The 23,744-nt window shown below is 63.7% G+C and carries 19 protein-coding genes; 14 read left to right on the top strand and 5 right to left on the bottom strand.

Features of this window, described 5'->3' with window-relative positions; genetic code table 11:
* Nucleotides 1–54: 54 nt before the first annotated feature.
* The 5 genes from wecB (at nucleotide 55) to QA635_RS09425 (ending at nucleotide 5,951) form a co-directional block, all read left to right on the top strand.
* Complete coding sequence (wecB, locus tag QA635_RS09405) at nucleotides 55–1,227, top strand: non-hydrolyzing UDP-N-acetylglucosamine 2-epimerase (protein WP_341850422.1); 1,173 nt, start codon at nucleotides 55–57, stop codon at nucleotides 1,225–1,227.
* 12 nt (nucleotides 1,228–1,239) lie between these two features.
* On the top strand, nucleotides 1,240–3,447 hold the full coding sequence (locus QA635_RS09410) for a GumC family protein (protein WP_283068462.1): 2,208 nt from the start codon (nucleotides 1,240–1,242) through the stop codon (nucleotides 3,445–3,447).
* A gap of 4 nt (nucleotides 3,448–3,451) precedes the next feature.
* Nucleotides 3,452–4,441, top strand: coding sequence for a glycosyltransferase family A protein (locus tag QA635_RS09415; RefSeq protein ID WP_283068464.1), 990 nt, complete (start codon nucleotides 3,452–3,454; stop codon nucleotides 4,439–4,441).
* A 4-nt stretch (nucleotides 4,442–4,445) separates the two neighbouring features.
* A complete protein-coding gene (locus QA635_RS09420; protein WP_283068465.1) occupies nucleotides 4,446–5,426 on the top strand; it encodes a WecB/TagA/CpsF family glycosyltransferase in 981 nt (326 codons plus the stop codon).
* Between the two features lie 84 nt (nucleotides 5,427–5,510).
* Complete coding sequence (locus QA635_RS09425; RefSeq protein ID WP_253606977.1) at nucleotides 5,511–5,951, top strand: hypothetical protein; 441 nt, start codon at nucleotides 5,511–5,513, stop codon at nucleotides 5,949–5,951.
* Between the two features lie 230 nt (nucleotides 5,952–6,181).
* On the opposite strand, the gene QA635_RS09430 is transcribed toward QA635_RS09425, so the two are convergent.
* A complete protein-coding gene (locus tag QA635_RS09430; protein ID WP_283068466.1) occupies nucleotides 6,182–7,747 on the bottom strand; it encodes a winged helix-turn-helix domain-containing tetratricopeptide repeat protein in 1,566 nt (521 codons plus the stop codon).
* Nucleotides 7,748–7,985: 238 nt separating this feature from the next.
* Between QA635_RS09430 and QA635_RS09435 the strand changes: the two genes are divergently transcribed.
* Nucleotides 7,986–9,578, top strand: a complete 1,593-nt coding sequence (locus QA635_RS09435; protein WP_283068468.1) for a gamma-glutamyltransferase family protein — start codon at nucleotides 7,986–7,988, stop codon at nucleotides 9,576–9,578.
* A gap of 59 nt (nucleotides 9,579–9,637) precedes the next feature.
* Here the strand turns inward: QA635_RS09435 and QA635_RS09440 are convergent, their stop codons facing one another.
* The 3 genes from QA635_RS09440 to QA635_RS09450 all read right to left on the bottom strand — a co-directional run bounded on the left by QA635_RS09440 (nucleotide 9,638) and on the right by QA635_RS09450 (nucleotide 12,806).
* Nucleotides 9,638–10,417, bottom strand: coding sequence for a TetR/AcrR family transcriptional regulator (locus QA635_RS09440; protein ID WP_283068469.1), 780 nt, complete (start codon nucleotides 10,415–10,417; stop codon nucleotides 9,638–9,640).
* 123 nt (nucleotides 10,418–10,540) lie between these two features.
* A complete protein-coding gene (locus QA635_RS09445) occupies nucleotides 10,541–11,752 on the bottom strand; it encodes an amidohydrolase family protein (RefSeq protein ID WP_283068471.1) in 1,212 nt (403 codons plus the stop codon).
* Nucleotides 11,753–11,807: 55 nt separating this feature from the next.
* The gene (locus tag QA635_RS09450) at nucleotides 11,808–12,806 is read right to left on the bottom strand and encodes a polysaccharide deacetylase family protein (RefSeq protein ID WP_283068473.1); all 999 of its coding nucleotides are present in this window, start codon (nucleotides 12,804–12,806) and stop codon (nucleotides 11,808–11,810) included.
* Nucleotides 12,807–13,035: 229 nt separating this feature from the next.
* Here QA635_RS09450 and QA635_RS09455 point away from each other — a divergent pair, with 229 nt between their 5' ends.
* The 8 genes from QA635_RS09455 to arcC all read left to right on the top strand — a co-directional run bounded on the left by QA635_RS09455 (nucleotide 13,036) and on the right by arcC (nucleotide 22,678).
* A complete protein-coding gene (locus QA635_RS09455; RefSeq protein ID WP_283071545.1) occupies nucleotides 13,036–14,160 on the top strand; it encodes an ABC transporter substrate-binding protein in 1,125 nt (374 codons plus the stop codon).
* A gap of 40 nt (nucleotides 14,161–14,200) precedes the next feature.
* Nucleotides 14,201–15,076: a branched-chain amino acid ABC transporter permease gene (locus QA635_RS09460; RefSeq protein WP_076826929.1), complete on the top strand. Its 876-nt coding sequence runs from the start codon at nucleotides 14,201–14,203 to the stop codon at nucleotides 15,074–15,076.
* Nucleotides 15,073–17,607, top strand: coding sequence for a branched-chain amino acid ABC transporter ATP-binding protein/permease (locus tag QA635_RS09465; RefSeq protein WP_283068476.1), 2,535 nt, complete (start codon nucleotides 15,073–15,075; stop codon nucleotides 17,605–17,607). The genes QA635_RS09460 and QA635_RS09465 overlap by 4 nt, the downstream gene beginning before the upstream one ends.
* Nucleotides 17,608–17,638: 31 nt before the next feature.
* Entirely contained in the window at nucleotides 17,639–18,640 is a 1,002-nt protein-coding gene (locus tag QA635_RS09470) for an oxamate carbamoyltransferase subunit AllH family protein (protein WP_283068477.1), read from the top strand.
* A gap of 104 nt (nucleotides 18,641–18,744) precedes the next feature.
* Entirely contained in the window at nucleotides 18,745–18,936 is a 192-nt protein-coding gene (locus QA635_RS09475) for a hypothetical protein (RefSeq protein ID WP_283068479.1), read from the top strand.
* Between the two features lie 10 nt (nucleotides 18,937–18,946).
* On the top strand, nucleotides 18,947–20,197 hold the full coding sequence (locus tag QA635_RS09480) for a YlbE family protein (protein ID WP_283068480.1): 1,251 nt from the start codon (nucleotides 18,947–18,949) through the stop codon (nucleotides 20,195–20,197).
* Nucleotides 20,194–21,735, top strand: a complete 1,542-nt coding sequence (gene fdrA, locus QA635_RS09485; protein ID WP_283068481.1) for an acyl-CoA synthetase FdrA — start codon at nucleotides 20,194–20,196, stop codon at nucleotides 21,733–21,735. Before QA635_RS09480 ends, fdrA begins: the two co-directional genes overlap by 4 nt.
* Nucleotides 21,719–22,678, top strand: coding sequence for a carbamate kinase (arcC, locus tag QA635_RS09490; protein WP_283068482.1), 960 nt, complete (start codon nucleotides 21,719–21,721; stop codon nucleotides 22,676–22,678). The genes fdrA and arcC overlap by 17 nt, the downstream gene beginning before the upstream one ends.
* Before the next feature lie 127 nt (nucleotides 22,679–22,805).
* Here arcC and QA635_RS09495 read toward each other — a convergent pair whose 3' ends face one another.
* Nucleotides 22,806–23,738 carry a sugar-binding protein gene (locus QA635_RS09495; RefSeq protein WP_225642735.1) on the bottom strand — a complete coding sequence of 311 codons (933 nt, stop codon included), beginning with the start codon at nucleotides 23,736–23,738 and terminating at the stop codon, nucleotides 22,806–22,808.
* Between the last annotated feature and the right edge of the window lie 6 nt (nucleotides 23,739–23,744).

Below are 23,744 nucleotides of genomic sequence, written 5' to 3' on the forward strand. Positions count from 1 at the left end.
TCGGGGTTCATGCGTATTCTTAGTGTATTTGGTACTCGTCCAGAGGCGATCAAAATGGCACCGCTTGTGCTTGCGCTGGGCGAAGCAGAAGGAATTGATGCGCGCGTCTGCGTGACGGGCCAGCATCGTCAGATGCTCGATGATGTGATGTCGGCCTTCTCGTTGAAGGCTGACTACGACCTGAACATCATGCGACCGAACCAGTCGTTGAGTGAAGTGTTCAGCGCGGTCATGACCGGAATCGATCCGGTCATCGCCGACTACAATCCGGACTACGTTCTTGTACAGGGCGACACTGCAACCAGTACGGCGGCTGCACTTGCCGCGTTCTTCCGGTCGGTCAGTGTCGGGCATGTCGAGGCGGGATTGCGAACCGGCAATCTCATGAGTCCATGGCCGGAGGAGGCCAATCGGCGGGTCACTGCCGTCGTTACGACGAGGCATTATGCACCGACGTTGCGTGCGCGTTCTGCCCTGCTGAAGGAGGGGTATCCGCCAGACGCCGTCATTGTCACCGGCAATACCGTGATCGACGGGCTGCTCCGTATGGCTTCAAATATCTCTCAACCAGGCGAGCTTCGCCGGTCGCTTGAAGCGAAATACTCATGGCTCGATACCTCGAAGCGGCTCATCCTCGTGACCGGACATCGGCGCGAGAGCTTTGGATCCGGGTTCCGGCAAATCTGCGAGGCATTGAAGACGATCAGTCGGCGGGACGATATTCAGATCGTGTATCCCGTCCATTTAAATCCGAACGTGCGCGGGCCGGTGTTCGACCATCTGCGCGATGCGTCGAACATCTTCCTGATCGAACCCCTGAACTATCCCGAGTTCGTCTATCTCATGACGCGCTCGTATCTCATCCTCACCGATTCCGGTGGAATTCAGGAGGAGGCACCGGCGCTTCGGAAGCCCGTGCTTGTCATGCGAGATACCAGCGAGCGCATGGAGGCCGTTGACGCCGGCGTCGCTCGCCTGGTCACCACCGACCCGGCTCGCATTGTTGCAGGCGTCGAGCGCCTGCTCGATGTGCCAGCGGAGCACGAAGCCATGTCTCTCGGTGCCAATCCGTTCGGTGACGGGCGCGCCAGCAAACTGATCGTGCATGATCTTTTGAATGTCCGTCGGCCGAAACATCCAGCTGATGGCATAGCGAGCGTCAATCTGTTGTCGAATACCGAGATGCATACGAGACCGCCGTCGCCGATTCCCCAACCGGCCCACTGATCAGACGAAGCCATGGACACCAGAACCAATCAATTGGTCATTCAGGAATACGGCCAGCCGCTTGCGGAAGACTACGGTCCGCCTGCGGCGGGCCGTCCCGCTTTCGGCTTGTGGGACATTGTCGACGTTCTGCGCCGCGAATGGCGGTTGCCCGTTATCGGACTGTTGATTGGGCTGGCGGTTGCCGTGGCTTCCGTTGTTGTCATGAAGGCGCCCTACAAGAGCAGTGCACGCATCCTCATCGATCGAAGTCTCAATCGTTATCTGCAGACCAACAAGATCGTAGATCAGCCGACGATGGATGAAGTGGAGGTCGGCAGTCAACTCTACGTACTGTCATCAGACAGGGTCCTGCTTCCGGTTATTCGCTCGCTGGGTCTGGCCAGTGATGGCGAGTTTGCCGGGCGATCTGCACTTGGCAGCGCCACAGACGGGAACTCCAGCACGGCGGAAGCCACTGCAGCCGCTGAACGAGCGGCTCTCGAATCTCTGCTGAAGCGGGTGACTGTTGCACGTGAGGATGTCGCGAACGTTATCAACGTTACGGTCGAGTCGCAGAGCGCGGAGAAGGCCGCGAAGATCGCCAACGGAATCGTGGATAGCTATCTCGCGTCCCTACAGGACGCAAAGTTGAAATCGACACAGAAGGTGAGCAAGTGGCTGCGGGAGCGGCTGATCGAGCTGAAGAAGCAGGTGGCCGACGCGGACAAGGCGCTGCAGGACTTCAAGACGGCTAACAATCTCAGCAGCACTGGCGCTCAGGATACCGAGCTCCTGGCAAGTCTGAATACCCAGCTGATGAATGCCAAGTTCGCGGCAGTCGAAGCAAAGGAGCGCCTCGACCGGATCAAGCGGACAGAGGCAAACGGGATTCCGTCGGCCGTGTCGACGGACGCGCTATTCAACGACAAGCGAGCGGCAGTCATCAACTTCGCGCTCAACAACAGCGAACTTGCACGTCTCCGCACGCAAAAGCGCGACCTTGCGTCTCGGCTTGCGGAGATGGAAGCTCGTGTCGGTCGCAAGCATGCGGCTGTCGTCAAGCTTCGTGCGCAGCTCAACAGCGTTGACGCCGCCATTCGGTCCGACGAGGGGCGCATTACCGATTCCTACGCCAGCGAATACGAAGTCGCTAGGGCACGACAGACCGAACTCGAAGACACCGCCGCGAAGCTTTCCGCGGAAACCGGAAGCCAGCTGCGCGAACTCGAGAGCGCCGCCGAGGCGCTGCGTAATCTCTATAGCGGATTCTTGCAAAAGCATAAGGAGATCGAGGCGGCGCAGGCGGAGACGCTTCCGGCCCAAAGTGCGCAGATCATCACCAGAGCAGTTCCGCCGCTGACCAAGAGTTCCAAGAAAACCCTCATCGTGGCGGCAGGCAGCATTTTTCTCGGTCTGTTTCTCGGCATAGGCTCTGCCTTCGGACGCGAATGGATGGTGGATGTGTTCCGTACGCCCAAGGCCGTCGAACAGGTGACCGAGACGCGGTGCATCGGACTGCCCTTCGTCTATGCTGGTCAATTGCCAATCGAGGAGCATGTCCTTGCTGCCCCCTTCTCGCGCTTCGCGGAAGGCCTTCGCAATGTGAAGGCGATGCTCGACCGTTCGTCCGCCTCGACCGGGAGCAAAGTCATCGGCGTCGTGTCGGCGGTTTCGAAAGAGGGAAAGACTGTCGTTGCCGCCAATCTTGCCGCGCTCATATTGTCGTCCTCTGGATCGCGCACGCTGTTGATCGATGCCGACCTTCATCTCCGGAATCTCACGACTGCACTGTCCCCGGATGCGAAGGTCGGGCTTTTCGAAGCGCTGGAAGATCCGTCCCGTCTTGGCGAGTTTGTTTGCAAGCGACCGCATTCGGGGCTGGATGTCCTGCCGAATGCCTGCGCGCTTCGGATTCCCAACGCTGCTGAACTCCTGGGCTCGCGGGAAATGGAAAACCTGCTCGCCGTGGCACGGAAGTCCTATGACTACATTGTGGTGGAGGTGGCGCCGATCATGTCGGTCGTCGATGCAAGGCTGATCGAGCGCTTCATCGACGAGTTCGTCTTCGTTGTGGAATGCGGTCAGACCAAGCGCACGAGCGTGCTCGAAGCCTTGTCGGTAACGCAGCTCATCCGTGAGCGCGTGGCGACCATTGTGCTCAACCAGATCGATCCCGTCGAGCTCAGAACCATCGAGGCAAGAAATGGCGTCAGGTCCGAAGGATATTACCGGGAGTAGACCTGTGGACGAGCTTGACAGTCGCGCTTCAAGTGCTCCGCACAGCGCAGCGCCGCGCAGGTATGTGCTGATTTCGCCCTGCCGCGATGAGGGGCCCTATCTCCGCCACACGCTGGACAGCGTGGCTGCACAGTCGGTGCCGCCTGCGCTGTGGATCGTCGTTGACGATGGATCCACCGACGATACGCCACGGATTCTGGAAGAGTATGTGGCGCGTTTGCCTTATCTGCGCGTCGTGCGCCGCCAGGACCGAGGCCATCGGCGGGTAGGGCCCGGCGTGATTGAGGCGTTTTATGATGGTCTCGATCAAGTGTCGCTCGGCGACTTCGGCTATTTGTGCAAGCTTGATATGGATCTCGACCTGCCGCCTCGCTACTTCGAACTGCTGATGCAGCGAATGGAGGATAATCCACGTATCGGGACGACCTCAGGCAAACCCTGGTTCGTCCATCCCCAAACTGGCGATCTCGTGCCCGAGGTCTGCGGCGACGAAATGTCGGTTGGAATGACGAAATTCTATCGGGTTGAGTGCTTCGAGCAGATCGGGGGATTCGTGCGACAAGTCATGTGGGATGGCATCGATTGCCACCGCGCCAGAATGCTGGGCTGGATCGCGGAGAGCGTCGATTCAGAGCCAGTTCGATTCGTCCACCTTCGTCCGCAAGGGGCCAGCCAGAAGAGCATCTGGGCAGGCAGAATTCGTGCTGGCTTCGGTCAGTATTTCATGGGCACTTCGCCGTTTTACTATCTGGCGGTGGCGGCTTCCCGTCTTCGCGCGCACCCAATGTTCATCGGAAGCATAGCGATGCTTTGGGGTTACTTCAGCAGCTGGGCAAAGGGGTTGCCGCGCTATAACGACCCCGAGTTCAGACGTTTTCTTCGTACGTATCAGCACGCGTGCCTGAGACTGGGTAAACGAGCTGCCACGGCTCGCCTGGACGCCGAGCAAGTGGCTCGGTGGCAAGCCAGCCGGCAATCGCCGCAGGGGAGTTGAGCAGATGAAGCAACACGCGAGCCTATTGGGCGTGGAATTTGATGCGGTTACGCTCGATCAGGCGGCGCAGCGCTGTGTCGATATCTGTCTCCGCTCAAACAGTTCGCACGTCGTGATGACGATCAATGCGTCGCATCTCTGCATGATGCGGCGAGACGTGGCCTTGGCGCACGCATGTTCCGCGGCCGATATGACGGTGGCGGACGGTATGCCGGTGGTTTGGGCAATACGAGCGTCAGGTCAACACATGCCGGAACGCGTGGCCGGCATCGATCTGATGGAAGGACTTTTAAGGGGGGCCGCGTCCAACGAACTTTGTGTCTATTTTCTAGGGGCGCACCAGCAAGTCGTCGAAAAGCTCGTGCGCGTCTGCGAGGCGCGCTTTCCGCAGCTGAAGATCGCTGGTTTTCGGAACGGCTACTTCGGTCCGGACGAGCACGAAATTATCGTCGATGAGATACGAGCCAGCGGCGCCCACATTCTCTTTATCGGCTTGCCGTCCCCGTTCAAGGAGGTGTGGAGCGAACGCTATCGGGATCGGCTGCAAGTTCCCGTCATCCTGGGGGTCGGCGGCAGCTTCGACGTCTTGGCCGGCTTTATCAGGCGCGCTCCTCGGCTATTCCAATCGCTCGGTCTCGAGTGGTTCTGGCGCCTGATGATGGAGCCGCGCAAATTATGGCGGCGATATCTTTCCACCAACAGCGAGTTCATCTGGCTGGCGCTCCGCGAAGTGGTGGCGCGCAGGGCTTACGCCGCTCGTCCGGGAAGAGCGATCGCCGGATCGGCAAGCGTGGTGCCGAGAGACGACCGAAAAGTGGGTACGGAACGCAGGGTAGCTGATCGGCGAATTCTTGTCAGGCGAAGGAGCAACGTGCGGGATTCGCAGCTTCCGATGCCCGATCGCCGGCGCGGCATAGAGCGACGTATCTCAGAGCGTCGGGCACGGTCGGCTAATGCTCTCAAGGGTATCGAGGTGAGCGCCTGATGTATCGGCTGACCAACCAGGATCACTGATCCAAGCAGGCAGCTCAGCGATTAGCTTCATGGCGCAAGCGCGGGAAGCATCAAAGTGATTAAACCGCCAAGCAGTACCGATTCCTTCGGGTACGATAACGCAGACCAACCCATAGTCGTTAAGCTAAAGCCTGATGTGTACGTATTTGGGTATGAGTTCTGCCACGTTCTGCAAACGCTGATCAAACACGGCTGCGTGCCCGCCGAGCTTATCTATGAGGACGGAGGGGCGCTCATCCTTATTTTTGATCCCAATGAGAAGAAAGCGGAACTTTGGTCAGGATGGTGGAGGTGCGACAAACCCGACATTTACTCCATCATTGAACCAGAGCATCGCGGGCTCGTGAATCAAATATTCGAAACCGCAGACGCCTTCATGGAGTTTTCCAATGCTCGATCTCCTCAGATTGAGCTGATCCCAGGCCAGATCCAAAAGATTCAAAGATCGGAGGCTGCGGTTTTCCGCGGGGACGCCCTTCGTCCTCGACCTCTATAAAGAGCTGCTTCGGCACAGCGCGCATTGGAGGCGTTTTTCTGAGTGTTGGGAATGGCGGCAGCGCTCCCCCGCTACCACGGGCTACGAATTGCGCCACGCCAAGCGTCGATCCTCCACCATTGTACAATCCGGACAGCAGCGGCGGCTCAGAAATTTGAGGTTGAAGCAAGCCGAGGTGGAGCACCGCCGTCGGTCAATTTCGAACAGCCTGTTGTGACGCTCGTTACGGCTCAGCCGGATAGGCCGGCCTTGCGCAGGCCGTCGAGGAAGTGCTCGCGTTCGGCAGAAATTCTGTACCTTTCGGCCCGTGCTCGAACGAGATCGAGGGTGTTCGCTGGCGGCGTTGCGCCGTTCGCGCTCATTTCTCGACAACGTTCCGTGACGAACGCTTCGGCTTCGGATCGCGCTTCGCTGAGCCGACCCATCTGCGCATAACAGGCGGCAAGCAGACTGTGCGACCAGCGGTCGGGGGATCGCGCCTCCATCAGCGTCTTGACTGCTTCATCGTACTGGCGCCCCGAATAGAGCGCGAGCGCGTGGTACCAGTGGTACAGATTGGGCGGGAAGGGATTCAGTCGTTTGGCCGCACCGATCCAGGTGAGGGCCTCTCGCCACCGTCCCCAGTAGACCAGAATGTTCGCGAAAACGGCGGCGACGTCGGCGTCGTTTGGATTGAGCGCGAGCGCTCGGCTGAAATGGATTTCGGCCTTGGCGTCCTCGCGACGCAGGAACAGCAATTGCGCGAAGACACCATGGGCCCAGGCGTCGCCGCCGTCGATGTCGAGCGCAGTCTCGATCTCGCTCAACGCGTCGTCGAGCTTCGCCATGCCGGGCGATTCGAGAAACACGTCGCAGACGATCGTCCAGGCAATGTTGACGTGAGCGCGGGCATATTGCGGATCGAGCGCGACGGCGTCCCGGAAAAACTGCCTGGCTTCCGCCATGCCCTTCACGGTCAATTGACGCCACCGCTCGTTGCCCAGCAGAACCAGGTCATAGGCGGTAATGCTCGGGGTCGGCTTGCGTCTGGCGATCTCGCGGCCGGCGTCCTCGAGCCGGCCCGGAAGGGCTGCGACGATTGCGCGGACGATCTCGTCCTGCAGGGCGAAGACGTCCTCGAGTTCGCGGTCGTAGCGCTCGGTCCAGAGATTGTAACCGCTCGCGCCATCGAGAAGCTGGACGGTCACCCGCATCCGGCTGCCGATCTTGCGCACGCTGCCTTCGGCCACGTACCTGACGCCGAGCTCGCGGCCGACCTGCTTGATCTCGGGCGTCTTGCCCTTGTAGGCGAAGCTGGAGTGGCGGGCGACAACGAACAGCGAGCGGAAGCGCGACAGTTCGGCGATGATGTCTGCCGTTATTCCATCGGAAAAATATTCCTGCGCGGGATCGCCGCTGAGATTCGAGAACGGCAGCACTGCAAGCGACGGCCCATCGGGCACTGTTATTGCCGGCGAGGTGGGCAGGCCGGCGCCGGATTCGGCAGCGACCAGTGGCCCGACGTAACGGTAGCCGCGGCGCGGCAGGGTCTCGATCCAGGTCGCACCGCCCTCGACGTCGGCAAATACCCGCCGCAGAGCGGCGATCTGCACCGTCAGGTTGCTCTCCTCGATCGCAAGCCCCGGCCACGCCGCCTGCATCAATGTGTCCTTGGAAACCGGCGTTCCGGCCTGCTCGACAAGCAGGCGAAGCAGCGTCACCGCGCGCCGCCCGAGCGCGACCGGTTCGGACTCTCGAAACAGCATCACGGCTTCCGCGTCGAGGCGGTAGGGGCCGAATTCGTGGATCGTCGCCATGGTTCGGGAGACTACATTTTTTGCATCTTTTTCGGAACAGATTCAGGGCCTCCGGGAATTCGGCGACCCGCCACGCTGCCGCTGACGCGCAGCTTTGCGCGGCCGATTTCCGCTTTCGCCTTGATCCACCTCGCGCGGCACCTCCGCCAGCCGTTCGCGCCGCCGCGGCGAGGCGACGGCCGCTTGACAATGTAAGTAAGAACATTATTACAAACTGCTGCTTTCGGAGAACGCGTTGATGCTGCAGACCAAGCGAAGCTATAGCGGAATGGTGACCGCGCCGCATCACCTTGCGGCGCAGGCCGGGCTCGCCGTCCTCTCCGAAGGCGGCAATGCGGTCGAGGCGATGATTGCGTCCGCCGCCACGATCGCGGTGGTCTATCCCCATATGAACGGCCTCGGCGGCGACAGCTTCTGGCTGGTCGGCCGGGCGGGCTCCGCGCCGGTCGGAATCCAGGCGTGCGGACGGTCGGCGAAGGCCGCCAGCAGCGCCTGGTATCGCGAGCATGGCTGCAGCACCATCCCAAGCCGCGGACCGCTCGCGGCACTCACCGCCGCCGGGACCGTCGATGGCTGGAAGAAGGCCTATGAGCTCAGCCGCGATCGCCATGGGGGGCGCATGCCGCTGGCGCGGCTGCTCGAACCTGCGATCGGCTATGCCGCCGATGGCGTCGCCGTGACCCAGACCCTGCACGACAACACCACGAAGAAGCGCGCTGAACTGCAGGATGTGCCTGGCTTTGCCGAAGTCTATCTGCCGCAGGGCAATCCGCTTGCAGTCGGCGCACGGTTGCGGCAGCCGCGCGTCGCGGCCACGTTGCGGCAGCTGGCGCAAGCCGGCCTTTCCGATTTCTATCGCGGCGACCTGGCGCGTTCGATGGCCGCTGATCTCGAACGGCTCGGCAGCCCGCTCCGCCTATCCGATCTGGAGCAGCATCAAGCCGCGCTGGTGACACCGCTGTCGGTCGATGTGGCCGGGCACAAGGTGTTCAACATGCCGCCGCCGACGCAGGGCCTGGCCTCGCTGTTGATTCTTGCGCTCTATGCCCGGCGCATGGCGAAGGAGGCGGACGGGGTCGATCATCTGCACCGGCTGGTCGAGAGCACGAAGGCGTCGTTCCGCATCCGCAATCGCTACGTGACCGATCCCGACTACATGGCGCGGTCGGCGGCCGAGTTTCTCACCGACGAGTCCATTTCGGCGCTCGAAAAGACCGTTGCCGTCGATCATGCAGCGCGCTGGCCTGACCCGACGGCCCAGGGCGATACGGTCTGGCTCGCTGCGACCGACCGGAACGGCCTCAGCGTCAGCTTCATTCAGAGCATCTATTGGGAGTTTGGCTCGGGCGTCATCCTGCCCCAAAGCGGGGTCACTTGGCAGAACCGTGGGACGAGCTTCGGTCTCGCCGAGACCGACATCAACCGCCTGGAACCTGGGCGGCAGCCGTTCCACACCATTCAGCCCGCAATGGCTGAACTCAGCGATGGCCGGCTGTTGTCCTACGGCACGATGGGCGGCGAAGGGCAGCCGCAAACCCAGGCGGCGATCTTCACCCGCTACGCGTTGCACGGTCAGGATCTTCAGTCGACAGTGACCGCGCCGCGCTGGCTGCTCGGTCGCACATGGGGCGAGGAGAACAACAATCTCAAGATCGAATCGCGTTTCGATCCTGCCGTCATCGACGCGCTGCGGGCGCTCGGCCACGACATCCAGGTGGTCGGGGCGTTCGAAGAATTCATGGGCCACGCCGGCGCAATCGTCTGGCACCCGGATGGACTGCTCGAGGGCGCCAGCGATCCCCGCAGCGACGGCGTCGTCGCTGCTCGGTGAGGCAACGCGAGTACCCTTAGCGCTCACCGGCGGGCTGTTCGGAATTTGCCGCGCGTGAGCTAGCGTGCGGCGCCGGCCGGTGTTCTGGCTGCGGACGGTTTCCGTTTTCCCTCGCTTGCGGCCGCCGTCGCCGTCAACCAGGTCATGATCACGTCAAGCGCGTGATGGCGACGCTTCTCCAGCCAGTCCGGCTCTCCCAGATCCTTGTCGAACATCGCCGACAGCGTGTAGCGGTTGGAGACATGAAAATAGCTCATGGCCGTGATCGTGACGTAGAGCTGAACCGGATCGACGTCGCTACGGAACAGCCCGACCGCAAGGCCCCGGCGAAGGATATTTTCGATGCTCGCGACCAAGGGCAGCGTGAGGTCGGCGATCTTGCGCGATTTGCGCAGGTTACGCCCACGCTGCAGGTTCTCATTGTTGATCAGGGCAATATAGTTCTGGTGCGCTCCGAAAAAGGTGAACGTGAAGTTGATCAGCTCGCGCATGGCTGCGACCGGATCGAGGTCGTCGAGCTTGAGTTGCTGTTCGGCCGCGCGGATCTCGGTGTAGACGTGTTCGAGCACGGCGAGATAAAGGCCGTTCTTGTCGCCGAAATAGGCGTACAGCAACCGCATGTTGGCTTTGGCGCGTTTCGCGATGGCTTCAACCCGAGCTCCGCCAATGCCGTTGCGGCAGAATTCGAACGTCGCCGCCTGCAGGATCGCCTCCTTCGTCAACGCGGAATCGCGTGCCCGTCTGCCGCGTGTGGCGCTGCGGGCCGGGTTGGTCGATGCTGTCGTTTCAGTCACGGGACAAGCTTTTCTCAGGTTGTACGAGCCCAGCGCGAATAACATGTCCCCGCCCATCATGTTCAACGGGATGCGGGGCCCTGCCGTGCAGGCTCGCGGGATTGAGATCGCTATTGCGGTGGCTCGTCAAGGGGTAACCTTCCCGATGTTCCGGTCTCCACATCCACATCAACGTGCCGCCGTCACGACCGTGCCGCCATGCGCGACGAGGCGCCCATTCTTGTAGACGTCGCGCGGCCTGGGCCGGGCCACCACGGCCTCTTGCACGTGCTGGGCGTCGATCACGACGAAGTCCGCCGCCGCGCCCTCGGCCACCCCATAGTCCGGGAGGCCGAGTGCCCGCGCGGCGTTGGTGGTCACCATGTCGAAGGCCGCCGCCAGGTCGGCATCGGTGCTGAAGCCGGAGCGGTAGCCGACGATCATGGCGCGCTCCAGGAGGTCGCCGTCGCCGTAGGGCCACCAGGAATCGCGGATGTTGTCATTGCCGGCGAATATATTGACGTCGGCATCGCGCAGCAGCAACACCGGAGGAAACGCATGCGCTCCGGGCGCGTTGGTCAAAATCGCGACTCCGGCCTCGGCGAGCAACTGCGCGGTGCGCTGAACCACGTCTCGCGGCACCTCGCCGAGCGCATAGGCATGGCTGATCGTGACCTTGCCGCCGAGCCCGAGGGTCTTTGTCCGGCGTGCAATGTTCTCGATCTCGAAGATACCGAGCAAGCCGCCGTCATGCAGGTGAATGTCGATGCCGACCCCGTGTCGGTCGGCAATGCCAAAGACGACGTCGAGATGCCCGTCGATGTCGGCATCGTAACCCGCCGGATCGAGACCGCCGACCAGGTCCGCGCCGGCGCGAACCGCCTCGTCGAGCAGTCCGGCCACGCCCGGCGACGTCACGATGCCGCTTTGCGGAAAGGCGACGATCTGGACCGACACCTTGTCGCGGTGCGCGTCGCGCGCCGCCATGACCTGTTCGAGATTGCGCAACCCGACCTGAAGGTCGATATCGACGTGGCTGCGCATCCGGGTCGTGCCGTGCGCGACGCAGAGGTCGATCAGCGCCGCCGCCCGCACCGCAATCGGCCTGGCGCCGGCTAGCGCCTCCTTTTCGAACTTGACGCGCTCGCGCACGCTGAAACCGGCGGTGCAGGGGCGGTGGGACTTCCAATCGTCGCCGACGAAGCCCTTGTCGAGATGGATATGACCATCGACCAGCCCCGGCAACACCAGGCGTCCGGTCAGATCAAGGGTTTCGCCGGCCGCGACCGGCGATTGCGAGTGCGACGCGATCGAGGTGATGCGGCCATCGCACACGGCGATATCGACGGTGCGCCCATCGACCAGTCGGGCGTTTCGAAACAGCGTGTCGGCAGTGCTCACTGGTCGTCTCCGGTTCGTTGCAGCGGCGAGGCGATCGGGGTCCGATTTGTTTTCATCACGTTGGGACGATGCCATCGGGCAGTGCGCGCGAGAACGCGGCTATTCCTCCGGCGGTGGTGATCCAGATCTCGTCACGCCGCGCCAGGATTGTCTGCAGGGCGCGCCGCAGCGGACGCAGGCGGTGCGGCTGGCCGACCAGATAGGGGTGCAGCGCAATTCCCATGACGAGCGATTGTCTTTTCGATTGTGCCAGCATCTCCTCGAACGTGTCGGTGATCATGGTGGCGAACTGCTCGCCGGAGTCCTTGCGACCGACGATCGAGGGGATATCGTTCAACTCCTGCGGATAGGGCACTGAAAGGATGCGGCCGCCGTTCCGCGTCGAGAACCACACCGGCTGATCGTCCATGCACCAGTCGAGCAGGTACTCGTAGCCTGCTTCGGCCAGCAGATCAGGCGTGACCTGTGATTGCGAAATCCAGGGCCCCAGCCAGCCGCGCGGCGGGCGCCCTTCGGCGCGCGCGATGACATCGGTCGCTTCCGCGATCAATTGCCGCTCCTGGTCGGGCGCAAGCACACCCTGGCGCTCGGAATTGGTACGGCCGTGACCGACGATTTCGTCGCCGCGGGCGCGAAATGCCTCCATGACTTCAGGGCAGTAGTGATAGATGCTGCTGTTCGCGAGCACCGACAGCGGCAGTTCCAACTCATCGAACAGCTCGATCAGACGCCACACGCCGACGCGGTTGCCATAGTCGCGCCAGGCGTAGTTGAGGACGTCCGGATGCGGACCGCCGGGGCAGAGCTCGGCACCAAGCCCGTCGCCGAATGCGAAATGCTCGAGGTTGAGACCGACATAGACGGCAAGCCGCCGTCCTTGCGGCCAATTGAAATCCGGACGTTGCCCGATCGCGCTGTACTGATAGCGGCCGTGAGCGGCGAGGACCGGTCCGACAGAATCCGAGCGCAGCACGGCTTCCCCGCGCGACAGGCGGTCGCCATCTTCCGCGATCGAGATCAACACGTCGCGGGCCTCGACAATCCTTGGGTCCATCGGAATTTTCTCCGCGCCGTTGATCGCTCGCTTGACATCGGAATATTTTTGAAGAAAGTTTTTACTTCTGTCAAGTCCGCGCATAAGCGGCAGCGGAGGAACTGGCGGCTTCGATGCCGAGGCCGCCATCAGCGGAGGAACACCGAAGATGAACTTCAGGAGCATATCGTCCGGACCTGCGCGTCGTTGGCCGGCTTGGCACGCCGCAGCGACGATCCTGCTGGCCGCGTTGCCGTTCGCGTCCGGCGCGCGCTCGGCCGAACCGATCAAGATCGGCCTGGTGACCGCCCTGTCGGGACAGTCGGCGCGCGCCGGCGAGGCGCTCACCCGCGGAGCGACGATCGCCATCGAGGAAATCAATGCGAAGGGCGGCGTGCTCGGACGTCCGCTCGAGCTCGTCCGCCGCGACGACGAGAGCAATCCGGCCAAAGGGCTGATCGCGGCGCGCGAGCTGATTCAGCGCGAGAAGGTCGCCGTCCTGGTCGGCGGCCTCGACACGCCGGTCGAGCTTGCCATCGTGCCGTTCGTCAACAACGTCAAGGTGCCGTTCGTCGTGCCGTGGGCCGCCGGGACCAACATCACGCGGAACGGCGCCCCGTCCAATTACGTGTTCCGCGTCTCCGCCATGGACGATGAGGTCGACAAGGCGATCGTCCAGTTCTCGCGCAAGACCTACAATGCGAAGAAGCCTGGGCTCATCCTGGTCAACAATCCCTGGGGCGAGTCGAACGAGCATGGCCTGAAGGCGGCATTGAAGGCCGCAGGAATCGAGCCTGCCGGCGTCGAGAAGTTTGAAGGCAACGACGTCGATGTCGTTTCCCAGCTGTCGCGCCTGAAGCAGGCAGGCGCCGACACGCTCTACCTGGTCGGCAATGTCGGACCGTCCTCCCAGGTGGTGAAATCGCTCGACCGCATGGGCTGGGCGCCGCCGATCGTCTCGCATTGGGGGCCGGCCGGCGGCCGCTTCACCGAGCTCGCCGGGCCGAGCGCGGAGAACGTGATCTTCGTCCAGACCTACAGCTTCTTCGGGAACCTGTCGCCGGTCGGCAAGCGGGTGATGTCGGCCCTTCAGGCGAAGTATTCGGACATCAAGGGGCCTGCGGACGTGACGCCGGCGGTTGGCGTCGCCAACGCCTACGACTCCATCCTGGTCATTGCGCGAGCGATCGAAAAGGCCGGTGGCACCGAACCGACCGCCGTCCGTGACGGCTTCTACGCCATCGACCGCGTGGACGGCTTGATCAAGACCTACGAGAAGCCGTTCACGCAGGACAAGCACGATGCGCTGACGGCGGGCGACTACATCTGGGCGCGGTTCGAGGACAACCACATCATGCCGTTCGCACGGAACTGACCGCGCGAGATCGTCCGACAAACAAGCAGGGTGGTCATCGATGTCATTTCTTCCCGCGGTGATAACAGGACTGGCGCTTGGGAGCATGTACGGGCTGCTTGCGCTTGGCTTCCACGTTACCTACGCCGTCTCCGGCACGGTCAATTTCTCCCAGGGCAGCTCGATGACCTTGGGAGCCGTTGCCGGCTACTTCTTCCTCGTGCTGTGGGGCTGGCCGGCGGCGGCCGGCATTCCCGCCGTTCTGCTCGTCTGCGCGGTCTATGGCCTGCTGATTGAGCGCTTTGCGGTTCGGCCATTCGTGCAGCGCGGCTCCGACAACTGGCTGATGGCGACCGTTGCGGTCGGCATCATCGTCGACAATGTGATGATGTTCGTCTTCGGCAAGGAGCCGCGCAGCTTTCCGTCCGTCCTGGCGGCCAAGCCGATCCAGATCGTCGAGGGCGCGGGGGTCTATCCGTTGCAGCTCCTGATTCCCGTGGTCGGATTGCTGCTGGCGCTGGCACTTCATCTGCTAAGTCGCAGGACGCGTCACGGCGTCGCCATGCTCGCGGTGGTCCAGAACCCGAACGCCGCGCGGCTGATGGGCATCAACGTCAGCGGCGCCATCGCGGCAAGCTACGCGGTCTCGGCGATGCTGGCCGGGGTTGCGGCGCTGCTGATCGCGCCCCTGTTCAACGTGTCCTCCGAAATGGGCACGCTGTTCGGCATCAAGGCCTTCGCGGCGGCGATCATCGGCGGTCTCGGCAGCGCATGGGGCGTGATGCTGGCCGGGCTCTGCCTCGGCCTGATCGAGGTGTTCGCGACCAATTATCTGGGGTCGGTCTACACCCAGATCATCACATTCGCCTCGGTGATCGCGATTCTTGTCGTCCTCCCCCACGGGCTGCTCGGCCGAGCCGGAGTGAAAAAGGTATGACCTCTCGCGTCTCTGTTCTCGCCGCCGTCGCGGCACTCGCGGCCGCCATCCTCTATGCCGCCGTTGCCGATAGCTACGGCGTATTCCTGGTCGCGACCATCGCGCTGACGGCGATCGCTTGTATCGGCCTCAACGTGCTGCTCGGTCTCGCCGGGCAGATTTCGCTCGGCCACATCGGCTTCATGGCGATCGGGGCCTATACGACCGTGCTCCTGATGGAGAAGGCAGGGTGGCCTTATCTTGCGGCGACGGCTGCAGCGATTGCTCTTGTCAGCGTCGTCGGTGGTCTGCTCGCGATGCCGGCCTTGCGCGTGCGAGGTCCATATCTTGCGATGGTGACGATCGCCTTCGGCTTCATCGTCGAGCACGGCACCATCGAGTGGCGCGACCTTACGGGCGGCGGCAACGGCCTGATCCTGACCGCGCCGCCGCAGGTGTTCGGCTTTCCGCTGTCGGAGCGGCATTTGGCGATCGCGGGCATCGTGCTGGTGTTCGCCGGCCTCATCCTGTTCGAGCGCTTGAAGCGCAGCGGCTGGGGCTACGCCATGCGTGCCGCCCGCGACACCGAGGTTGCGACGCGCTCGATCGGCATTGATCTCGTGCGGGTCCGCACCGTGGCGTTCATCATCTCGGCGGCAGCGATGGCGTTGGCGGGGGCGCTATTTGCGCCCCTCCAGGGCTATATCAGTCCAAGTTCGTTCCCCTTTCTGCAATCGATCCTGCTGCTGTTCGGCGTCATGGTCGGCGGCGCCGGCTCGGCGCTGGGGCCGGTGATCGGGGCGGCGCTCGTCGTGCTGCTGCCGGAAGTGCTGTCCGATCTCGCGGAGTATCGTCTGCTTGCCTTTGGCGTGCTGCTCTTCGCCGTGCTGCGGGTCGCGCCCTCTGGCATCATGGGGCTGATCGAGCAATTCGCGGCAAGGTTCCTGCCGACGGGATCGAAGGCCGATACGGGCGCGGTGGGCGTCGATCCGGTCGCCGACCTCGGCATCGGAACCAGCAGCGCGTCGCGTCTTGACGTCGCAAACCTCTCGATCTCGTTCGGCGGTGTCCGCGCCGTGCAGGACGTCTCGTTTACCGCCGAACCCGGCACGGTAACCAGCGTCATCGGCCCCAATGGTGCGGGGAAAACCAGCGCGCTGAATCTGCTTTGCGGCTTCTACCGCCCGAAATCCGGCACCGTGAAGCTTGGCGACCGCGACGTCACCGGCTTGCCGTCGCACCAGCTTGCGCGTGTCGGAGTGGCGCGAACGTTCCAGACGACGCAGCTCTTCGGTTCGCTCTCGATCATCGAGAACGTCCTGCTGGCGGCGACGGCCGGCAAGCTCGGTAACATCGTGTCCGCGCTGCACAATGACGCGCAGGAGCGCCTTGCGCGGTCGCTGTTGCGCTTTGCCGGTGTCGACGGCGATTTGAGCAGACGCGCGGACGCGCTGCCCCATGGCGAGAAGCGATTGGTCGAGATCGCGAGGGCGCTCGCCTTGCGTCCGAAGGTCCTGTTGCTCGACGAGCCGGCCGCGGGTCTTTCGAAGGGCGACAAGCAGCGGCTGACGGTTCTGCTCCGTCGCATCGCGGAGACCGGGATCGCGGTCATCATCGTCGAGCACGACATGCCGATGATCATGTCGCTGAGCGACCTCATCGTCGTTCTCGATGGGGGCAAGCGCATTGCGATCGGCGATGCGGCGGCGATCCGCAACGATCCGCTGGTCCGCAAGGCCTATCTCGGCGATGCGCCGTCGGGTGAGCGGCGCCGCGCGACGCGCCCGGCGAAACAAGGCACGGCGCTCGAAGTCCGCACGCTCGATGCCTTCTATGGCCTGTCGCGGGCGCTCGGTGGGATCGACCTTGCCGTCGCGCCCGGCGAGGCCATCGCCGTACTCGGCGCCAACGGAGCGGGCAAAACGACCCTGATGCGCTCGATTGCCGGTCTCGAACCACCGCGGTCGGTCGGCGAGATCCGGCTGTCCGGCGCCCGCGTCGACAAGATGCCGGCGCATATCCGCGCCAGGGCCGGCATCGTGCTGGTGCCTGAAGGACGTCAGGTGTTTCCGGAACTGACGGTGCGGCAGAACTTGCAGCTCGGCGCTTTCGCACGCAAGGGTCTCGAACTCGACGCGGAGATCGACGCGATGTTTGCCCGCTTTCCGCGCCTGAAGGAGCGCATCAACCATCGCGCGGGCCTTTTGTCGGGCGGCGAGCAGCAGATGCTCGCAGTCGCGCGCGGGCTCCTGACCGCGCCCAAGGTCTTCATGCTTGACGAGCCGTCGCTTGGACTGGCGCCCCTTGTCGTCGACGAGTTGTTCGCCTCGTTCGAGCAGCTTCGCGTCGAGGGGATGACCCTGATCGTGGTCGACCAGATGGCCGGGCAAGCCCTTGCGCTTGCCGACAGGGCCTATCTGCTCGAGACCGGCGCCATCCTGAAGAGCGGTGCGGCCGAAATCATTGCGGAGGACCCCTCGCTTGAAGCCGCCTATCTCGGCGGAGAGGCCCACGGGAGTAGCATGCCGCGAACCGCCGTGCTCGCGTCCTGACGCCATGGTTGCGCAGCGGGAGATCGGTGTGATGCGGCCAGGCAATACGTTTCGCGACCTGCCCGGCGCGCCCGTGTCTGAACGATTCGATGGCGGTGCCGTAATCGAGGTCGGCGTGCTTGCTCGCCGCGCGCTGCGCAGCGGACGGCGCGGCCGTATTGCGGCGGTGTTCGAGCGCAGCCTTTATGCGGTGCTCGACGATTGCTGGATCTGCATCGGTGTCAAAGACCTCGGCTCCGGCCCGTTGCATCTTCTGTGCACCGGGATCGAGCCGCGGCTGCTCGTTCCCGGACAAGAGGTTGCGATCGTCGACACGATGCTGCTCGTCGACGGTATGCGGTTTGCCGGTTTCGAGACGGCCTCCGTATGGGCGCCGCCGCCTTCACCGGAATGGACGCTCGACAGTTTGCGGGCAGGGCTTGCGATGGTCGATCAGGCCTGGCGTCGCTTGCCGGTCGAGCAGGGGTTGGCCGCCTCGGGTGGCGCGGAACCGCCCACAACACCGTCGCGGGTGCTCGCTGCCGCAGCGCCGGGGCTCGCCGCGCTCAAGCGATTGATCGAGGCCGGGCTTCGCGGAGAGCGATGTGTACCGCGTGACTACCCGGAGATCGTCGAATTGATCGGCCTTGGTCCCGGGCTCACGCCATCCGGGGACGACCTGATCGGCGGCGCGCTGGTCGCGCTCGCCGGCCTCGGCCGTCTCGCGACGCGCGATGCGCTGTGGAAGACCTGTCGCGCGCATCTCGGTCGGACCAATGAGATCAGTGCTGCCCACCTGCACAGTGCCGTGCTCGGCTTCGCGGCGGCGGCGCTCCATGAGGCCATCGACGCGACGATTGGCGGACGGGTGGATCGTATCAAGTCCGCGGTCGCGGCGCTGTCGCGGATCGGGCAAAGCTCTGGACTGGATGCGTTTGCAGGTGCGCTGATGGTGTTGCGCGCGATCGAGTGCCGGCTGCTCAACGACAGCGCGCTGCATCATGCCGGCCTCACCGGCAACGGCCCGCCGACGCGATCAATCGCAGGGGCCTAAACGATCATGCGACACAACGGGAATTCGGACGACAGGTTGCGTGCGTTTGACAAAGTAAAAACTTTCTTACTAAGATCGATGCATCGGATCTCGGGAGGCCGCAAATGGTGACCACGCAGGAAGGGACGCCGAGCGGGCGTTTGTTGATGAGCAAGCCGAGCGTGGTGAACGTCGGGCTGGCAGGCTTTGTGAAGGACTTGCGGGACTGCGATATCGAGGTCGTGCAGGTCGACTGGACGCCTCCTGCCGACGGCGATCCCGAAATGGCGGCACTGCTCGCCAAGCTCGGTACGTGAGAGCGCGGCCATGAAGCTGATCGAAGACGCCAACAAGCAGGCGCTGGCCCGCATCCTCGAGGGTGAGCCCAGGCTGATCGATATCGTTCCGGCACGCGATGTGCTGGAAGGGTTGAAGGAACGCATGATCCTTCATGCCGGGCCGCCGATCACCTGGGACCGAATGTGCGGTCCGATGCGTGGCGCGGTGGCAGGCGCCATCGTGTTCGAAGGCTGGGCTCCGGATCTTGAAGCCGCCTTCGAACTCGCGGCCGGCGGCGGCGTCGCCTTCCACCCCAACCATCATTTCGACGCGGTCGGTCCGATGACCGGCATGACCACGGTCTCCATGCCGGTATTCGTCGTCGAAAACGCCAAGTACGGCAACCGCGCCTACTGCGCCATCAACGAGGGCCTCGGCAAGGTGATGCGCTTCGGCGGCAATGACGATAGCGTGCTGGCCCGCCTCGGCTGGCTGCGTGACGTATTCGGGCCGGTGCTGGCCAGGGCGATCCGCGCGTATGGCGGGATCGACCTGAAGGCGATCATCGCCCGCGGACTTTCGATGGGCGATGAAATGCACCAGCGCAATCTGGCCTGCTCCAGCGTGTTCCTGCGCGAGATCGGGTCGGCGCTGGCGCGCACCTCGACCGACAACGAGGTTCTCGCAAGCTGCATTGGCTTCATCGCGCAGAACGATCAGTTCTTTCTCAACATCGCGATGGCGATGGGCAAGGCGCTGACCGATCCCGCCAGCGGGATTCGCGGTTCGACGGTGGTGACCGCGATGTGCCGCAATGGAACCGATTTCGGGGTCCGTGTCAGCGGATTGGGCGATCGCTGGTTCACGGCGCCGGTGGAGATGCCGGAAGGGCTCTATTTCCCGGGCTATTCGCGCAAGGATGCCAATCCCGACATGGGCGACTCCGCGATCGTCGAGACAGTCGGGCTTGGTGGCTTCGCGATGGCGGCAGCTCCAGCGGTTGCCGGCTTCATCGGCGCTGGCGCACCGTCGTCGGCGGGCAATTTCACGCGGGCAATGAGCGAAATCACTGTCGGGCAGAATCCGGAATGGACGATCCCCGCGCTCGACTTTGCCGGCGTGCCGACCGGCATCGACGTTCGCCTGGTGGTGGAGACCGGCCTTGCACCGGTCATCAACACCGGCATCGCGCATCGCGAGCCCGGCATCGGCCAGGTCGGCGCCGGCGTGGTGCGGGCGCCGATGGCCTGCTTCCGGCAGGCCGTTCTCGCCATTGCGGAAGATCTGGGGGTGTCATGAGCGCGTTTGTCCTGAACGAAATTCGCAAGGGCTTCTATCTCGACTCGGTGGCGTTGATGCGGTTGTCGCGGGAGGTCGCGTCGGCGGCGGGCGTCGTCGAAGCCGCGCTGATGATGGGCACGCCGTCCAACCAGGCGATCCTGCGCAACGCCGGATTGCTCGATGGCGAGGTGATCGCGCAGGCCAATGATCTGATCCTCGCGATCAAGGCCGAGAGCGAAGCGGCGGCACGCGTCGCGCTTGCCGAAGCACAAAAGGCGCTCGATCGCCCCAAGACGAGCGGCACGGGCGAAGCGGCGTGGCGGCCGCGCAGCATTGCCGCGGCCGTCAAGGCCGCACCCGCCGCCAACCTCGCCCTGATCTCCGTTCCCGGCGAGTTCGCCGCGGCAGAAGCGCGCAAGGCGCTGAACCGCGGACTTCATGTCCTTATGTTCAGCGACAATGTCTCGATTGCGGATGAATTGTCGCTGAAGCAGCAGGCGCGCGAAGCGGGCCTCTTGATGATGGGACCGGACTGCGGCACGGCGATCATCGGCGGCGCGCCGCTCGCCTTCGCCAACCGGCTGAAGCGTGGGAGGATCGGGATCATCGGCGCATCGGGGACCGGTACGCAGGAGGTGTCGTGCCTGCTGTCCGAGGCGGGCGAAGGAATTTCCCACGCCATCGGCGTCGGCGGACGGGATTTGAAGAAGGAGATTGGCGGCATCACGACATTGATGGCGATCGACGCCCTCGATGCCGATCCCGAGACCGATCGCGTCGTGCTGATCTCCAAGCCGCCGCATCCGGACGTCGCCAGGGCCGTGCTCGGCCGGATCGGCCAGAGCTCGAAGCCCTACACGGTGTGCTTCATCGGCGCCGCCTCGGCGGATCTGCCGTCAAATGCACGCTTTGCCGGTACGTTGAGGGAAGCGGCCGAGAAAACCCTCGGCAACGGCCGGAGCATTGGCGGCAAGTTCGACGCTGCCGCCGTGGCTGCGCGTTTGCCGCCGCGACGCAAGGCGGCGCAGCGGATCGAAGGGCTGTTCGCCGGCGGCACCCTCTGTGCCGAGGCTCAGGTGATCCTTGCTGCGGGCGGTCGCAAGGTGGCATCGAATGCCGCCATTCCCGGCGTCCCGCATTTCAGCGACCCGGAGGCGCAGGGGAGGGACCGCATCGTCGACCTCGGGGCCGACGAATATACCCAGGGCCGGCCGCATCCGATGATCGATCCCTCGGTGCGCGACGATGCCTTGCGGGCGGCGCTGGTCGATCCCGCGGTCGCCGTCATCCTGCTCGATCTCGTGATCGGATACGGCGCACATGACAATCCGGCAGCGCATCTTGCGGCTGTCGCGGCGGGCCGTGCGGATGACGCGCCGGTCCTGGTTGCGTCGGTGACGGGGACCGAGCTCGATCGCCAGGTGCGTTCGGCGCAGATCAGGCTGCTCGAGGACGCCGGCATCGTGGTGGCGCCGTCGAATGCCCAGGCCTGCGACCTTGCTCTCGCTTTTTCCGTCAACGACGTCAGGATGCCGCGCTATGCGAACACTCAATGAGGTCCCGCGCCGTCTCGTGATCGCGATCGGCGGCAATGCCGTCCACCCCGAAGACATCAGCGGCACCTCGGACGAGCAGAAGGCCGTCGCCCAGCATACGGCCGAGGCGCTGCTGCCGCTCGCTGCGCTCGACAACGAACTAGTGATCACCCACGGCAACGGGCCGGTGGTGGGCAAGATCATGATGCGCCAGATGCTGACGATGAGCCGGATCCCGCCGATGTCGATGGACATCTGCGTCGCGCACAGCCAAGGTGGCATCGGCTATCTTCTGATGCAGGCGATCGAGAACGTCTTGCGCGCGCATGGCAACGGCCGGCACGTCGCCAGCCTGCTGACCCAGGTCGAGGTCGACGCCAACGATCCCGCCTTCGCCAATCCGACCAAGTTCGTCGGACCGTTTTTCACGGAGCAGGAAGCCCAGCGCATCAGCGCCGAGTTGAACTGGAAAATGCGCGAGGACTCCGGGCGTGGCTGGCGCCATGTCGTGCCGTCTCCGAAACCCAAACATGTCTGCGACATTTCGCTGGTCGACGCGCTGGTCAAGCGCGGCACCATCGTCATCGCAGGCGGCGGCGGCGGTATGCCCGTGATCCGCGACGAACGGGGCGTGCGAACCGGCGTGCCGGCAGTGATCGACAAGGACCTGACCTCGGCCCATATCGCCAACGTGCTTGGCATCGAGGAACTGCTGATCCTGACCGCGGTGCCCCGCGTCGCGATCAATTTCGGCAAGCCCAACAAGAGGGAGCTGGATCAGGTCAGCCTGGCGGAGATCAAGGCCTATCATCGCGAGGGCCATTTTCCGCCGGGAAGTATGGGACCCAAGGTCGATGCCGCCATCCGCTTTCTCGAAGGTGGTGGCAAGCGCGCGATCATCAGCCACCTCAATTGCGCAATGGCCGCGCTGACCGGCGAGACCGGGACCCACATCGTTCCCTAGCGCTCGTCAGATGCGATGGCGGCGCCATTGATGATGGCCGCCGGGATCTGCCCGGCGGGATACCGATGTCGGTCGGCCGCGAGCACAGGTCCGGATCCATGCCGCTCCGCTCGGGCTGCCTGCGCGCCTATTTCAGCATCGCCGCGACGTTGTCCTTTGTCACAACGTCGAGACCGGTGTGGATGATCGGCGGCGCCTTCTGGCCTTTCTTGATGGCAAGCAGCGTGTCCATCGCTTTCTCGCCCATTTCGAACGGGCGCTGGCCGATCAGCGCATTGGCGTAACCCTCATTCAAAAGCTCAAGCTGCATCTTGAGGGTGTCGGCCACGACGAGCGTGAACTTGCCGGCGTCCATGTCCTTCTTGCTCTTGCTGGCGAACGCCTTGAAGCCTTCGGGCGCGAACATCGGCCAGCCACCGACCGGGATGATGGCTGCAAGGTCGGGAGCAGCGGTGCGCAGATCGGTCATCTGCTGAACGCCGAGCGCGGGATCGTCGTTGCAGAAGGTCGGCGAGCCCCCGACCTCGGTCCACTTCGAGCCCTTGAGTGCCTCACGCACGCCGTCGACCCGCTCGGCCAGGTTCTCCGCACCCGGCCCGCCGGAGATCATCGCGTATCTGCCGCCATCAGGCCGCAGCTTCAGCAATTGCTTGCCGAGCGCGAGGCCGAACTCCTTGTTGTCGGTGCCGATATAGGCAATCCGCTTCGAGCCCGGCGCGTCCGAGTCGAAGGTGATGACGGGAATGCCGGCTGCACTTGCCGCCTCGATCGACTTGGTCATCGCGGCAACGTCGGCAACCGAGATGGCCAGGCCATCCACCTTTTGAGTGACGAAATCCTGGATGATCTGCGCTTGCGTCGCCGGCTCGTGCTCGACAGGACCCTTGTAGATGCATTCGATGTTGCCGAGCTCCTTGGCGCGTTTCTGGCAGCCGTCGCGCGCGAAATCGAAGAACGGGTTGTTCATGGCCTTGGGCACGATCACGAATCTGTAGCTCTGGGCCAGGCCAGGCGTTGCCATCATGGCGAGGACCGCAGCGGCCAGAAGTGCCTTTCTCATTGTTTC

The sequence above is a fragment of the Bradyrhizobium brasilense genome (assembly GCF_029714345.1).
Taxonomy (GTDB): Bacteria; Pseudomonadota; Alphaproteobacteria; order Rhizobiales; family Xanthobacteraceae; genus Bradyrhizobium; species Bradyrhizobium australafricanum.